Origin of the sequence: Halomonas sp. SpR8 (assembly GCF_031010195.1) — a bacterium.
Classification (GTDB): Bacteria; Pseudomonadota; Gammaproteobacteria; order Pseudomonadales; family Halomonadaceae; genus Vreelandella.
Genome location: NZ_JAUAMC010000015.1, coordinates 1 through 14089 on the forward strand (window position 1 = coordinate 1; position 14089 = coordinate 14089).

Genomic DNA, 14089 nt, shown 5'->3' on the forward strand with positions numbered 1-14089 from the left:
TACGCCTGACGACCATAGCGAGCGTGAACCACCTGATCCCTTGCCGAACTCAGTAGTGAAACCGCTTAGCGCCGATGGTAGTGTGGGGTCTCCCCATGCGAGAGTAGGTCATCGTCAGGCACTTATTGTGAAAAATCCCCCAGGGCTGATGCCTTGGGGGATTTTTTTATGTCAAAATGCACTCCTCAAGGAGGAATGCCCATGACCCAGATGCACTGGGAACAGCTACTTTCCCCACGTCGTCTTCACGATCAACGCTCAACTGGTAACCGTGAAATTGGTCGTAGCCCATTTCATAAAGATCATGATCGGATAGTTTTCTCAGGCTCATTTAGGCGCCTAGGGCGCAAGACGCAGGTGCATCCGCTGACAGAAAATGATCATATTCATACCCGTTTGACCCACTCCTTGGAAGTTGGCTGCGTAGGCCGCTCTTTGGGCATGATAGTGGGCGAGCTACTGCGTGACCGTCTGCCTGACTGGATAACTCCCGCTGATCTTGGGGTTATTGTGCAAACGGCGTGCCTTGGCCACGATATTGGCAATCCTCCTTTTGGCCATGCGGGTGAGTATGCCATCCGCGACTGGTTTCAGCGTGCGCAAAGCAGTGGATTATTAGAGGGCCTTTCAGACGCAGAGCGCGAAGATCTGTTGACCTATGAAGGCAATGCCCAGGGGTTTCGGGTGATTACCCAAATTGAATATAACCAATTTAACGGCGGTATGCGGCTGTCAGCGGCCACGCTGGGTGCGCTACTTAAATACCCTTGGACGGTTCGTTATGGCGGGCGAGCAGGCAAATTTGGCGCATATCAATCAGAGCAGGCGCTTCTCAAAGAGGTGGCTGAAGCAGTGGGTTTATTGCCACAAGGTGAGCAGCGCTGGTGTCGTCACCCATTGGCTTGGCTGGTCGAAGCCGCTGATGATATCTGTTACGCCCTGCTAGACCTGGAAGACGGTTTAGAAATGGGTATTCTGCGCTATGAAGAAGTGGTTGAAATACTGCGCCAGATCGCCGGGGATTTTCCGCCAGAATATGCGGAAATGGAGCGTAACAATGTTTCTCAGCGGCGCCGCATTGCGTTGTTGCGAGGTGCTGCCATGGAGCGGGCGGTTAATGACGTCGGCGCGGTATTTGTGCAGCATGAGCAGGCGCTGTTGAGCGGTACGCTCAGTGAAGACCTGTTAGAGCTATGCCACCCAGACCTGGGGTGGGGCGTGCAGGCTGCAAAGCAGCTAGCCCGTGAGCGTATCTTTCAAAATGAGCGGAAGGCCAAATTAGAGATTGGCGCCTATACAACGCTGGGTATTCTTCTCGAAGCCTTTATTGGCGCCGCTCATGAACTTCATCATACCGGGCACTCATCGTTTAAACACCAGCGCGTATTAGCTCTTATCGGCGAAAATACGCCACTTCCCTCTTGGCCACTTTACGACAGCTACCGGCGAATGTTGGATTTTATCGGGGGAATGACGGATCACTATGCGGTGGATTTGGCGCAAGAGATGGGGGGGCGCTTACGCGGCGACTAAGCGTTATACTGAGGGGTGACGCAAGTGCTTCAACTCCATCAATCTGGCTCGCTCAAGCAAAATATTGATGACCTTGTCATGTGTCGCGTCATTGAGTGGGCCAGGTGTTAGCGCCGTTATCTGTTTAGCTAGCGTATCGCCGCTAACCACAAGAATATCGGGTGCTGCTTCACTGCTATCGATTTGCCAGCCAGGCAGTACCAGTATGCCCCGTACTGGGACCGGTACGCCACAACGCCGTTCTAACCATTGCGTAAGCCAGTCAACCCCTTGGCGTGTTTTATGCAGTGGTCGGCGCTCCTGCCAATGTGGAAAACGCAAGCGCTCGCGCTCCACTGCCACCGTATTTAGCTCGTTGCCATCGGCACCAATAGCGAGTGTTCTTGCTCGAGTTTCAACCACAAAAACCCCATGAGGCGTTACGACTACGTGATCAATGGTGAAGCTGTCTGTGGGTACATCATGAAAAACGTAATAGGGGTGTGCCTCAGGACGGACTAAACGCTCGAGCTCCTGACCCACGGCAAGCTCACAGGCTAAGCCTAATTTTAACCGTCGGATACGCTGATAGTCGCGTACTAATAGCAGTGAAAACGTCAGTACAAGTAACGTGCTAAGTAAGCCATACAGCGCCCATTCAACCCAATCCTGCTTGTTAACAAATAGCATGCGCCCCATGCCGTAAACCAGCGGAGCTAAGCTGACAATAGGCCCCAGGGCTCCGTTTATAAATAGACTCGAAAAGGCTTGGTCAAGACGATGCCTGAGCGCCTGCCCCGGTTCATGAAGAGGGGCTTTGAACGGTGAGAGAACACGAGCGTCGTGTAGATTACGCAGCGCTATGACAATAATGGCCATCGCCGCCATGGGAAATAAAAAAATCAGTGGTAGCAAGTATTCCAGCCAAGCCATTGCAGTGCCTTGCCCTATAAGCGACTTACTCGCGGTAAGTCATGGTAGTGTGGGGGCCTTTTAACCCCCAGCGAGTTTAACCTGATAGCCGAGTGCGCTTAGCTCTTGGCGTAGCACGTCGCGATGGTCACCTTGAATTTCAATAATGCCGTCCTTAACTGCTCCGCCTGTTCCACAGCGCTTTTTAAGCGTTTTCGCCAAGCTTTTAAGATCGTCGCTCGGCAGTGGGATACCGCTCACAGTGGTAACGCCCTTACCCTTACGGCCACTTGTTTCACGTCGAATGCGAACTATTCCGTCAAGCGCGGCCAGGCGCTGCTGTTCACTGACATCGTCACATTGACAAGCATCGAATGCTTCGCGGCAGGTAGGGCAGGTTTTACCATACTCGGTGGAGTAAACTAGTCCGCCTAGTTGATCACGCATAGAGGCCATTATCATCCTCCCATTGAGTGTTGGGGTACGGGTGTTTGCCAATATTCACGCGTGAGTCGCTCAACAACGGCAGGTAGCTGATACATGTTGCTGATCATAATAGCGTTTTCAGGCGTCGTTTCGGCATCAGGAAAGCGGTTTAGATGGATTACCGTCATTCCCGCTTGGAGTGCCGCGCGAACGCCTACTAAGGCATCGTCTACGGCGATGCAGTCACGCGCTGCATAGCCCATGATACTTGCCGCGTGCAAGTGTAAACAGGGCTCTGGCTTCCAGCAATTAGCGGTATAGCCGCTAAAAAAGCGTTTTCCAAAATAGTCACTAAGCCCTGTAACATTCAAGGCCGTACGAATTTTACTTTCGGGCCCGTTAGAAACCACGGCACTGGGGTAGCCTGCCAATATATCCAATGCTTCATAAGCGCCGGGTATAGTGGTCAACTCCTGAGCAAGTCTCGTGGCTAGATTGGCTCGCATTGAGCTTTCCATACGATCAAGTCTGTCAGGATCAACGTCACCGTGACGCTGTTGAAGCTCCGCAACAATGCGTCGAAAGCGCGCTCCACGAAATTCGCCAAGATAGTCAGTAGCAGCGAAAGGTAGGCCTACTGAATTAAGCCCGGCAGCCATCTCTTCGGCCAGAAGCGGTTCGCTATCGACAAGAGTGCCATCACAGTCAAACAGCAAAAGTGGGAGCGGCATTGTGGTTCCTTGCAGCGGCTTATGCACTGCCAGTGTTAGTTTAAGCCATCCATACTGCTATTGAACGGGATTTTACGTCATTTGTGAACACTGTTTTGTTATTTTTTGCTTGCCTGAACGCGACTCTTGGGCCAGCTTAAACGGCTACGCTCATTTTTCTGGCTTCTGCTGTAAGCCATCTAGCGTCAGTTGGTTCAGTCGTGCAAGCGTTGGAAATGGTCAAGCTGCGCCGAAGAGATGGCAGGGATACACTATCTAGTAACAAACACAACATGGAGAATGCCTAATGCGATTAACCCCTTGGATGCTACCTTTTGCGCTCAGCGCAGCTTTGCTAACGACGACAGGCTATGTTTTGGCTGATAGCCATGAGTCAGAGGATGAGCAGCATGAGCCTTTGGATGATGCAGCACTTGAAGAGGAATACGGTATTAAAGCGGGGTCGGTGAAACGTGACGAAGATATGTCATCCAGCGATTCCGATGACACTGATGCACAGGCTCGCGTCCGTGAAGAGGAGGAGGAAGAAGAGAAAAATGAAGGAGTAGCCACCAGCGAGGGCGAGGCAGACGTAGAGCTAGAGACTGGCAAGAGTGAAGAGCGAAACCCCGAGGCTGGCACGGGTGGCACCGGCAGCCCGGAAGACGCTATTCATAGCAGCGAAGAGGAAAATAGCGAAGATGGTGAAGATGGCACCGACGATAATGAGTAACGTTAGTGCCTAAGTATTACTTGGTGAGCCGCCGCGAGTTAGCGCTACTACGCTGATGGTAAGGCTTCATTGTGCGCTGGCTGGTAACCCACCACGGGGCCTGCCTGCCGCTCATTGAATTGAGCAGTGCTTTTTGCATAACGAGGCCAGCTTCCATACTGGCCTCGAATTTTTCAGTGACCATGCGCTGATTCTCTTGCATCATTTTAGGACTGAAAAATGGCTGTGTTTGCCATAAATGGTTTCGCATAGCGATCGTCGATAAAGACGTTGACCATAGTTCAAAAGCCATGATGCCAACTTCCCATATATCGAACATCGCTACCGGGTTAGTGGGCATGAGGGAGAGGGGAGTCGTCGATTTCATAAGCGTTGGGGCCTCCTTGCTGAAATACGAAACGTCGTTATCTCATCACTAGTGTTAGCGTATCAATGCTGCATTGCAACATCTATTTTCATAGCCAAAAAAAGACGACCCGCAGGTCGTCTTTTTCGAAAGTGCGTCCATTACGCGCTTATTTTACCTTGGGAGCCAGCTCGCCACGCTCATAGCGCAGGAACATCTCTTCCAGATTGATAGGCTTAATTTTGCTAGCGTTACCTGCCGTACCAAAAGCCTCGTAGCGAGCGATACATAGGTCGCGCATCGCGGTAACGGTCTCTTTCAAGAACTTGCGCGGGTCGAATTCAGATGGGTTTTCAGCCAGGAAGCGACGCACTGCCCCGGTAGACGCCAAGCGGAGGTCGGTGTCGATATTGACCTTGCGTACGCCGTGCTTGATACCCTCAACGATTTCTTCGACGGGAACGCCGTATGTTTCGGGGATTTTGCCACCGTATTGGTTAATCACTTCCAGCCACTCCTGGGGGACAGAAGAGGAGCCGTGCATGACAAGGTGAGTGTCCGGAATCCGCGCGTGGATCTCTTTAATACGCTGAATAGACAGCGTGTCACCGGTAGGCGGCTGGGTGAATTTGTAAGCGCCATGGCTGGTACCTATGGCAATCGCCAGCGCGTCTACGTGGGTCGCTTTAACAAATTCAGCGGCTTCTTCGGGATCCGTCAGCAGTTGTTCCATATCCAGCTTGCCTTCAGCCCCGATGCCGTCTTCTTCACCGGCCATGCCGGTTTCCAAGCTACCCAGGCAACCCAGTTCCCCTTCAACGGAAACACCACAGGCGTGAGCCATTTCCACCGCGCGACGGGTTACATTGACGTTGTAGTCGTAGTCGGTCGGCGTTTTGCCGTCTTCGCCCAACGAGCCATCCATCATGACCGAGGAGAAGCCGAGCTGGATAGAGCGCTGGCAGACCGCCGGGCTAGTGCCGTGATCCTGATGCATAACCACTGGGATATGCGGAAACTCTTCAACGGCCGCCAAAATCAGATGGCGTAGGAAAGGCGCACCCGCATATTTGCGCGCGCCCGCAGAGGCTTGCACGATGACGGGCGAGTCAGTGGCGTCAGCGGCTTCCATAATGGCGCGCATCTGCTCAAGGTTATTGACGTTGAACGCCGGAATGCCGTAACCGTATTCGGCGGCGTGGTCGAGCATTTGGCGCATGCTGATCAGAGCCATAAAATTATCTTACCTGTTTGCGTTGTCAATTGGGTTATCTGAACGAGCACCATAAGCGCCCAGGTTCAAGTGGCTTTATGTTAGCTGCGTTTGGCAGCTGCTTCGAGTGCTGCCACGGCAGGCAACTGCTTGCCTTCGACATACTCAAGAAAGGCGCCGCCGCCAGTGGAAATATAGGAAACGCGATCCGCAATAGCGTACTTATCAATGGCTGCTAGGGTATCGCCGCCACCGGCAATAGAAAAGCCTGAGCTATCGGCGATGGCCAGGGCGATTACCTGGGTGCCTTTGCCAAACTGGTCGATTTCAAACACGCCGACGGGACCGTTCCAGAGGATGGTACCAGCGTCTTTGAGCATACTCGCCAAATGAGCGGCGGTATCTGGGCCGATATCCAAAATCATCTCGTTGTCAGTCACCTGATCGACCGGCTTGACTACCGCTTTGGCCGATTCAGAAAACTCGGTGGCGACGACCACATCGGTCGGGAGCGGAATCGAGACTTTCTCCATCAACGCTTTCGCCTGACCCACCAAATCGGCCTCATGGAGTGATTTGCCGACATTGTAGCCCGCGGCGGCAATAAAGGTGTTGGCGATACCGCCGCCGACGATAAGCTGATCACATTTATCAGCCAGTGCGGTAAGTACATCCAGCTTGGTAGAAACCTTTGAGCCACCGACGATGGCGGCCATCGGCCGGGTTGGATGTGCCAATGCTTTCTCAAGTGCATCGAGCTCCTGGGCAAGCAAAGGCCCCGCACAGGCGCTGGGGGCAAAACGTGCCACACCGTGGGTAGAAGCCTGAGCGCGGTGGGCAGTGCCAAACGCATCCATGACAAAAATATCGCACAGCGCGGCATACTGTTTCGCCAACTGTTCATCGTCTTTTTTCTCGCCGCTATTGAAGCGCACGTTTTCAAGCAGCACTACGTCGCCGTTAGCGAGTTCCAGGGTTTCGCCGACTGTTTCACCGAGATAGGCTTTGACCAGCGGCACTGGGCGACCCAACAGCGCACCCAAGTGCTCAGCTACCGGCGCTAGCGAGAACTCCTCGGCGGGTTCGCCTTCGGTGGGACGTCCCAAGTGGCTCATCAGCATTACTTTTGCGCCAGCCTTCATCGCCGCCTGAATAGTGGGCAGCGCTGCCCGCAGGCGGGCGTCGCTAGAGACGTGGCCATGTTTGATGGGCACATTCAAATCTTCACGGATCAGCACGCGTTGTCCTTCCAGGGGAAGGTCAGTCATCTTTTTCACGTTCATGGAAGCGGTTTCCTCGTGGTTATGCCGTTGCGATAAATGGAAATAGGTTACGTATCTGCAGAAAGAGTCGCCAGCCGCTGGCTGATATCGAGCATCCGGTTCGCAAACCCCCACTCGTTATCGAACCAGCACATCAGCTTGATGAGACGCGTGCCAGCGACCCGGGTTTGCGTGGCATCTAAAATACCTGAGCGTGGGTCATGGTTAAAATCAACCGACGCCATGGGGGCTTCAGTATAGCCAAGTACGCCTTTTAGGCGCTGTTGGCTGGCGGTCAGCAGCAGTGCATTCACATCATCCCGGTGAGTATCGCGACTTACCGTGAGCGCTACGTCCATGGCAGAGACATTAATAGTAGGAACACGTACGTGCAGGCACTCAAAGCGGCCCGCTAAATGGGGCATCAAGCGGCTAATGCCGAGCGCCAAGCCGGTATCCACGGGCACAATAGAGTGCATGGCCGAGCGGGTCAGGCGCAGATCGGTTTGGTGGTAAGCATCAATGACCGGTTGGTCATTCATCGCCGAGTGAATCGTTGTGGTGACACCATGCTCAAGCCCCAGGGCTTCATCCAGAACTGTTAATAGCGGTACAAGACAGTTGGTCGTGCAAGAAGCGGCAGACAGAATTCGTTGAGATAGTGCCAGTTCGTTCTCATTGATGCCCCAAACGATGGTGGCATCAACGTCGTTTTCTGCAGGCTGGGAAAACAGCAGTCGTTTAGCGCCAGCCTCCAGGTGCTGCTCGGCGGTAGCGCGATCTTTAAAACTCCCCGAGCACTCCAACACTAAATCCACATCAAGCCCTTTCCAGGGTAACTGGCGCGGATCTTGTTCGCACAGCACCTGAATGCGTTGGCCGTTAACGATCAGATGCTGACCGTCGTTGTCGACATCGCCTGGAAAGCGACCATGAGTGGTGTCATAGCGGGTCAGGTAAGTAATGGTGGCAAGATCAGAGAGCTCATTAATAGCGACCACTTCGAGCTCAGGGTGGTGACGCTCGACGAGCGCCCGCAGTACGCATTGGCCAATGCGTCCGTAACCATTAATGGCGATGCGATATCTGGGAGCAGAATTAGCCATGCAAAAAGGGGGCTCTTAAATAAGTGTATCAATGAACAAAATGGAGTCGGAAACGCTGAGATGATAACGCATTTCAATCTGTGATTCTTATCGACTGCCTGCCTCTATCCACTACTCATACCTATTAACCGCCAAGCGAGCGGAAGCAGTACCGCCGTGAAAATACCCGTCAGGCTCATGCCGAGTGAAGCGAAGGCCCCAGCTGTGGGGCTAATCTCAAACGCCCTTACGGTACCAATTGCATGGCCGTTAAGCCCAAGCGCAAAACCGATCAGGCGCTCATCATCAATGTGCAAAAATCGCGCGATCAGGCTGACACACGGGATCGTGATAACGCCGGTAATTAACAGCGCTCCCATCAGCAGCGCTACGGTACCGCCAAGCTGTTCGGTAATACCGATAGCGATAGGCGCGGTCACCGATTTGGCTGCAATGGAGGCGAGAATGGCGTCGGAACTACCCATTAGCCAGGCAATCGCCAGCGAGTAGAACGCCGCCAGTGTCGCGGCGATGGGTAAACAAACCGCCAGTGGCCGCCATAGCTCGACAATACGCGGCAGCTGCTGGTAAAGCGGCATGCCGAGTGCCACGGTAGCCGGTCCCAGTAGCACTGTTAGCCAGGTGGCACCCTGCTGATAGGTGGCGTAGGGCAACCCTATGAGCGATAACGCACCGGCCAGTAGCAGTGCTGCAATTAAGATAGCGGGTAGCCAAGAGGGGCGCTTCAAGCGTTGAAATACTCGGCTACCGATTAAATAAGCAACCAGCGTCAACCCCACCGCAAACAGCGGGGTGGAGGTCAACAAGGCTAGCAGCGGGGAATTAGCGGACATGCACCTGTCCGATCAGCCGTTTGAGCAGCCAAAGTGTCGTCACGACGCTTAGCAGCGTGCCCAACAGTAACGCAATAAGAATAGCGGTCCACTGTCCGGCCAGCTCGTCGATAATGAAAAATACCCCGACCACGCCGGGCATAATCAACATGGCGAGTAGCGCAATCAGCGGTTGGGCGGCAGCGGCAATGCTGCTAGGCACACGGCCGTATATGGCCAGCGTTGCGCACATTAGCAGCATGCCGATAACGCCTGAGGAAATGGGCAGACCGGTGAAGTGGATCACCACTTCACCGATCAACCAGTAGCTAATCAGCCATAAAAAGCCACTGAGTGCGGGCATGGTTTAGCCGAGCAGTTCGTTGGCTTGCTTAACCACATTCTCGACGGTAAAGCCGAAGTGCTTGAACAGATCGCCTGCCGGAGCTGATTCGCCGTAGGTGGTCATGCCGATCACGCGGCCATCCAGCCCCACATACTTGTACCAGTAGTCGGCGTGGGCAGCTTCGATAGCAATACGCTTGGTCACCGCTTTGGGCAGTACGCTTTCGCGGTACTCCGCGTCCTGGCCGTTAAAGCGATAGGCAGACGGCATCGAGACGACGCGCACCGCTTTGCCCTGTTGCTCAAGCTCCGCGGCGGCGTCCATGGCAAGCGCCACTTCTGAACCAGTGGCAACTAGAATCAGCTCGGGGGTGCCCTCGCTGTCCTTCAGTACGTACGCGCCGTTTTGAATCGATGCCAACTGCGCTTTGGTGCGCTGCTGATGGGGCAGGTTCTGGCGTGACAGCACCAGCGCCGTGGGGCCAGAGCGACGTTTGATGGCTGCATCCCAGGCCGCTGCCGTTTCCACCGCATCGCAGGGGCGCCATGTGTTCAGGTTCGGCGTGGTGCGCAGGCTGGTGAGCTGCTCAATGGGCTGGTGGGTCGGGCCATCTTCGCCTAGACCGATGGAGTCGTGGGTAAACACGTAGATCACCTGCTGACCCATCAATGACGCCATGCGAATCGAGTTGCGCATGTACTCCATAAAGATCAGGAAGGTCGCGCCGTAAGGCACCAAGCCGCCGTGCAGAGCGATGCCGTTCATAACCGCCCCCATGCCGAACTCACGCACGCCGTAGTGCAGGTAGTTGCCGCTGGCATCTTCCGGGGTGATCGCTTTAGCGCCTTTCCAGAAGGTCAGGTTAGACGGCGCCAGGTCAGCACTGCCGCCCAGCAGTTCCGGCATTTGCGGGCCAATCGCGTTCAACACTTCAAAGGAGGCTTTGCGTGAGGCAATCGTCTCGCCGCGCTCTTGGGCCTGCTCAATCAGTGCTTCGGTCGGCAGTTCCGCCGGCAGTTGACGCTTCATGCGGCGGGTGAATTCCCGTGCTTCCGTCGGGAAGGCTTCAGCATAGCGGGCAAAGCGTGCTTCCCACTCTTGCTGGCGGGTTTTGCCTGCAGAACGCGCATCCCAGGCCGAGTAGATCGGTTCAGGGATATGGAAAGGGGCGTGGGGCCAGTCGAGCTGGGTGCGTGCCAGGGCCACTTCGTCATCGCCTAAGGGCGCGCCGTGGGCGTCCTCTTTGCCCTGCTTGTTGGGCGCACCAAAACCAATAATGGTTTTGCAAATAATCAGGCTCGGCTTATCGTCGTGGCTCTTGGCCAATTCGATGGCGGCTTTCACCTCTTCGGGTTTATGGCCATCCACATTGGGCACCACGTGCCAGCCGTAAGCCTCGAAACGCTTGGCAGTATCGTCGGTAAACCAGCCTTCCACTTCACCATCGATAGAGATGCCGTTGTCGTCATACAGGGCAATCAACTTACCCAACTGCTGGGTACCGGCTAGCGAGGCAGCTTCGTGGGAGATACCTTCCATCAAGCAGCCGTCACCCAGGAAACACCAAGTGTGGTGATCGACGATGGTGTGGCCGGGGCGGTTAAACTGCGCCGCCAAGGTTTTTTCCGCTATCGCAAAGCCTACCGCGTTGGCAAAGCCCTGGCCGAGGGGGCCCGTCGTCGTCTCAATGCCTGGGGCGTAGTCAAACTCCGGGTGGCCGGCGGTGGGCGAATGCAGTTGGCGGAAATTCTGCAGGTGTTCCAGGCTTACCTCATAGCCGCTTAAGTGCAGCAGCGAGTAAAGCAGCATGGAGCCGTGGCCATTGGAGAGCACAAAACGATCACGATCGGCCCATTTTGGGTCTTCGGGGTTGTGCTTGAGGTAGTCATTCCATAGCACCTCGGCGATATCAGCCATTCCCATGGGGGCGCCAGGGTGGCCGGATTTGGCCTTCTGAACGGCATCCATGGACAGGGCGCGAATGGCATTGGCTAGCTCAAAACGGGATGGCATGGGGGTGCTCCTCGCCTGGAAACAGAAATTATAAAGGCGCTATTGTCGCTGACTTCCCATGTTGCGGCAAATGTGGCGGCAAATTCTGATAACCACGTTCTGGGAAGCGTCGCCGTCAGCGTGTAGACTCTGCCTCCCGAAGTGGTGGAGAACGTGGTGCTACCGCTTCTCTAATATGGGCAGGGGACACCTGCCATGATTTCCTGCTGATGCTGTGGATTCCATGCAGCCGTCATACAGAGGGTCGAGTGCGCGATGAGCGAATATTCCCTGTTTACCTCCGAGTCCGTCTCCGAAGGTCATCCCGATAAGATTGCCGATCAGATTTCTGACGCGGTGTTAGACGCCATTATGGCCCGTGATAAACAGGCGCGTGTTGCCTGTGAAACCATGGTCAAAACCGGCGTGGCGATTATTGCCGGTGAAATCACCACCTCCGCTTGGGTCGATTTAGAAACCCTGGTGCGCGATGTGATTACTAATATTGGCTATACCTCCTCTGATGTAGGGTTCGATGGCGCAACGTGTGGCGTTATCAATCTGATTGGCAAGCAGAGTGTCGACATTGCTCAAGGCGTTGACCGCACTAAGCCGGAAGATCAGGGCGCTGGTGACCAGGGCCTGATGTTTGGCTACGCCACCAACGAAACCGACTCGTTTATGCCCGCGCCGATTCACTATTCGCACCGTTTGGTCGAACGTCAGGCCGAACTGCGTAAAAACGGTCTGTTGCCGTGGCTGCGCCCGGATGCCAAGAGTCAGGTGACCTTCCGCTATAACGCCCAAGGTCAGCCCTGCGGTGTTGATGCGATCGTTCTCTCCACCCAGCATGATCCCGATATTGAACAAGAAGATCTGCGCAAAATGATCAAGCGCGAGGTCATCGAACAAGTCATCCCCGCTGAATGGCTGGACGAAAGTACTCAGTATCACATTAACCCCACCGGCAAATTCGTCATCGGCGGTCCGGTAGGTGATTGCGGTCTGACCGGGCGTAAGATCATCGTCGATACCTACGGTGGCATGGCGCGTCACGGTGGTGGTGCGTTCTCAGGTAAGGATCCATCTAAAGTCGACCGCAGCGCCGCTTATGCCGGCCGCTATGTGGCCAAGAACGTGGTCGCCTCAGGTCTGGCGGACAAGTGTGAAATTCAGGTCTCCTACGCGATTGGCGTTGCCGAGCCGACATCGGTCTCCATCGACACCTTCGGCACCGGTAAGGTTGACGATGCCAAGATTGTTGAGCTGGTGCGCGAGCATTTTGACCTGCGCCCCTACGCCATCACCAAAATGCTCGATTTGCTGCACCCGATGTACCAGCTTACCGCCGCTTATGGCCACTTCGGTCGTGAGCCGTTCGAGCACAGCTACACGTGGAAAGATGATAAAGGCCAATCGCATACCGAAACCTTTACCGCCTTCCCGTGGGAAAAAGTCGATAAAGCTGATTCGTTGCGTAAGGCTGCTGGTTTGTAAGCGCTTAGCCTTCTGATGCTAATCCCCAGCGCCCCCTGCTCAATGCCAGGGGGCGTTTTTAATTGGGGCGCGGATGGACGAAGGTTGCGATGAGAATGGTTTTCGATTATATTGCGCGCGCTGATAAATGCGTATCGGTGCTATCGTTATCTGATTAGACGATGCACTCCTTACGCCTCTACCAATAGTGATGGGTGCTCCATGACACGTCTTCTTGCTGTGACCGGATTCTGCACCCTGCTGGGCCTGGCTTCGTCCTCGGCCCTGGCGGGCGACACGCAATACCCCTTGACGCTGAACAACTGCGGGGTAGAAGTGACCTTCGAACAGGCGCCTGAGCGGGCGATTGGTCTCGGTCAAAACAGCGCTGAGCTGATGTTGATGCTCGGCCTGGAAGACAGAATGGCGGGCACGGCCTTCTGGCCCAACAGCGTCTTGCCTCAACTGGCCGATGCCAACGACCAGGTAAAAGTGCTGACGGTGGAGTTCCCTACCTTCGAATCGATTCTGGCCGAGCAGCCGGATTTCGTAGCGGCGGCGCTCCCTAGCCTGCTGGGGGAGTCCAGCCGGGTGGCCACTCGCGACGACTTCCGCAAGATGGGCATACCGACCTACCTGTCGCCCGGCACCTGCGTCGCTGAAGGCATGGCCCAGGATAAGTACGGCTACGGCGATCGCGCCCAGCTGTGGAATATGGACGCCTTGTATCAAGAGATTGAAGACCTCGCCCGGATTTTCGATGTGAATGACCGCGGCGACGCCTTGATCGACGACCTGAAGCAGCGTGAGGCTGCGCTGCGCGCAGCGTCCCCTGACAGTGACGAGCCGCTCTCCTATCTGTTCTGGTTCTCCAGTTCCTCTCCCGCGGCGGATGCCCACCTGGGCGGCAAGTACAGCGCATCCGGCTTTATCGCCGACGTATTGGGTGGCACCAATGCCATCGAGTCCGAGGCGGAGTGGCCGACGCTAGGCTGGGAAAGCATTATTGCCACTGACCCAGATGTGATCGTGGTATCCCGCGTCGAACGTGACCGTTGGGAACTCGACGACGCCGACGCGAAGATCGAGTTCCTCAACTCGGATACGGCGACACGTGAGATGCGGGCGGTTAAGAACGGGGCCATTGTGGTCATGGACGGTCAAGCGATGAACCCTACGCTCAGGACGATTTTCGGTGCCGAACAGGTGGCCGAACAGCTTGAAGCGCTAGGTTTGAGGTGAG

14 protein-coding genes and 1 rRNA gene are annotated in these 14089 nt (G+C 55.1%); 5 read left to right on the forward strand and 10 right to left on the reverse strand.

Annotated features, from left to right (window positions below):
* Positions 1-4 precede the first annotated feature (4 nt).
* Positions 5-120: ribosomal RNA gene (gene rrf / locus QT230_RS20085) — 5S ribosomal RNA — on the forward strand.
* Between the two features lie 81 nt (positions 121-201).
* Complete coding sequence (locus QT230_RS20090; protein WP_308323936.1) at positions 202-1533, forward strand: deoxyguanosinetriphosphate triphosphohydrolase; 1332 nt, start codon at positions 202-204, stop codon at positions 1531-1533.
* A 3-nt stretch (positions 1534-1536) separates the two neighbouring features.
* Here the strand turns inward: QT230_RS20090 and QT230_RS20095 are convergent, their stop codons facing one another.
* Genes QT230_RS20095 through QT230_RS20105 form a run of 3 tightly spaced genes read right to left on the reverse strand, consistent with a single transcriptional unit; the run spans position 1537 to position 3581 of the window.
* The gene (locus QT230_RS20095) at positions 1537-2445 is read right to left on the reverse strand and encodes a nuclease-related domain-containing protein (RefSeq protein ID WP_308323937.1); all 909 of its coding nucleotides are present in this window, start codon (positions 2443-2445) and stop codon (positions 1537-1539) included.
* Positions 2446-2505: 60 nt separating this feature from the next.
* Positions 2506-2880: a translation initiation factor Sui1 gene (locus QT230_RS20100; RefSeq protein WP_308323938.1), complete on the reverse strand. Its 375-nt coding sequence runs from the start codon at positions 2878-2880 to the stop codon at positions 2506-2508.
* Between the two features lie 2 nt (positions 2881-2882).
* A complete protein-coding gene (locus tag QT230_RS20105) occupies positions 2883-3581 on the reverse strand; it encodes an HAD-IA family hydrolase (RefSeq protein WP_308323939.1) in 699 nt (232 codons plus the stop codon).
* A gap of 286 nt (positions 3582-3867) precedes the next feature.
* On the opposite strand from QT230_RS20105, the gene QT230_RS20110 reads away from it, so the two are divergent.
* On the forward strand, positions 3868-4293 hold the full coding sequence (locus QT230_RS20110; RefSeq protein WP_308323940.1) for a hypothetical protein: 426 nt from the start codon (positions 3868-3870) through the stop codon (positions 4291-4293).
* Positions 4294-4309: 16 nt separating this feature from the next.
* On the opposite strand, the gene QT230_RS20115 is transcribed toward QT230_RS20110, so the two are convergent.
* The 7 genes from QT230_RS20115 to tkt all read right to left on the reverse strand — a co-directional run bounded on the left by QT230_RS20115 (position 4310) and on the right by tkt (position 11391).
* On the reverse strand, positions 4310-4585 hold the full coding sequence (locus tag QT230_RS20115; RefSeq protein WP_308323941.1) for a hypothetical protein: 276 nt from the start codon (positions 4583-4585) through the stop codon (positions 4310-4312).
* A gap of 223 nt (positions 4586-4808) precedes the next feature.
* A complete protein-coding gene (fba, locus tag QT230_RS20120) occupies positions 4809-5873 on the reverse strand; it encodes a class II fructose-bisphosphate aldolase (RefSeq protein WP_308323942.1) in 1065 nt (354 codons plus the stop codon).
* An 80-nt stretch (positions 5874-5953) separates the two neighbouring features.
* Positions 5954-7135, reverse strand: a complete 1182-nt coding sequence (locus QT230_RS20125) for a phosphoglycerate kinase (protein ID WP_308323943.1) — start codon at positions 7133-7135, stop codon at positions 5954-5956.
* Between the two features lie 47 nt (positions 7136-7182).
* Complete coding sequence (locus QT230_RS20130; RefSeq protein WP_308323944.1) at positions 7183-8220, reverse strand: glyceraldehyde 3-phosphate dehydrogenase NAD-binding domain-containing protein; 1038 nt, start codon at positions 8218-8220, stop codon at positions 7183-7185.
* A 104-nt stretch (positions 8221-8324) separates the two neighbouring features.
* Positions 8325-9053 carry an LrgB family protein gene (locus QT230_RS20135; RefSeq protein WP_308323945.1) on the reverse strand — a complete coding sequence of 243 codons (729 nt, stop codon included), beginning with the start codon at positions 9051-9053 and terminating at the stop codon, positions 8325-8327.
* A complete protein-coding gene (locus QT230_RS20140) occupies positions 9043-9396 on the reverse strand; it encodes a CidA/LrgA family protein (protein WP_308323946.1) in 354 nt (117 codons plus the stop codon). Before QT230_RS20140 ends, QT230_RS20135 begins: the two co-directional genes overlap by 11 nt.
* Before the next feature lie 3 nt (positions 9397-9399).
* Complete coding sequence (gene tkt, locus QT230_RS20145) at positions 9400-11391, reverse strand: transketolase (RefSeq protein ID WP_308323947.1); 1992 nt, start codon at positions 11389-11391, stop codon at positions 9400-9402.
* Between the two features lie 255 nt (positions 11392-11646).
* On the opposite strand from tkt, the gene metK reads away from it, so the two are divergent.
* Both metK and QT230_RS20155 read left to right on the forward strand, forming a co-directional pair.
* Positions 11647-12867: a methionine adenosyltransferase gene (gene metK, locus QT230_RS20150; protein WP_308323948.1), complete on the forward strand. Its 1221-nt coding sequence runs from the start codon at positions 11647-11649 to the stop codon at positions 12865-12867.
* 201 nt (positions 12868-13068) lie between these two features.
* The gene (locus QT230_RS20155) at positions 13069-14088 is read left to right on the forward strand and encodes an ABC transporter substrate-binding protein (protein ID WP_308323949.1); all 1020 of its coding nucleotides are present in this window, start codon (positions 13069-13071) and stop codon (positions 14086-14088) included.
* Position 14089 lies beyond the last annotated feature (1 nt).

Coding starts and splice junctions, on each gene's coding strand:
- QT230_RS20125 (WP_308323943.1), bottom strand. CDS start 7,135: ATGAACGTGAAAAAGATGACTGACCTTCCCCTGGAAGGACAACGCGTG.
- QT230_RS20110 (WP_308323940.1), top strand. CDS start 3,868: ATGCGATTAACCCCTTGGATGCTACCTTTTGCGCTCAGCGCAGCTTTG.
- QT230_RS20090 (WP_308323936.1), top strand. CDS start 202: ATGACCCAGATGCACTGGGAACAGCTACTTTCCCCACGTCGTCTTCAC.
- fba (WP_308323942.1), bottom strand. CDS start 5,873: ATGGCTCTGATCAGCATGCGCCAAATGCTCGACCACGCCGCCGAATAC.
- QT230_RS20140 (WP_308323946.1), bottom strand. CDS start 9,396: ATGCCCGCACTCAGTGGCTTTTTATGGCTGATTAGCTACTGGTTGATC.
- QT230_RS20105 (WP_308323939.1), bottom strand. CDS start 3,581: ATGCCGCTCCCACTTTTGCTGTTTGACTGTGATGGCACTCTTGTCGAT.
- tkt (WP_308323947.1), bottom strand. CDS start 11,391: ATGCCATCCCGTTTTGAGCTAGCCAATGCCATTCGCGCCCTGTCCATG.
- QT230_RS20130 (WP_308323944.1), bottom strand. CDS start 8,220: ATGGCTAATTCTGCTCCCAGATATCGCATCGCCATTAATGGTTACGGA.
- QT230_RS20155 (WP_308323949.1), top strand. CDS start 13,069: ATGACACGTCTTCTTGCTGTGACCGGATTCTGCACCCTGCTGGGCCTG.
- QT230_RS20135 (WP_308323945.1), bottom strand. CDS start 9,053: ATGTCCGCTAATTCCCCGCTGCTAGCCTTGTTGACCTCCACCCCGCTG.
- QT230_RS20115 (WP_308323941.1), bottom strand. CDS start 4,585: ATGGCTTTTGAACTATGGTCAACGTCTTTATCGACGATCGCTATGCGA.
- QT230_RS20100 (WP_308323938.1), bottom strand. CDS start 2,880: ATGGCCTCTATGCGTGATCAACTAGGCGGACTAGTTTACTCCACCGAG.
- QT230_RS20095 (WP_308323937.1), bottom strand. CDS start 2,445: ATGGCTTGGCTGGAATACTTGCTACCACTGATTTTTTTATTTCCCATG.
- metK (WP_308323948.1), top strand. CDS start 11,647: ATGAGCGAATATTCCCTGTTTACCTCCGAGTCCGTCTCCGAAGGTCAT.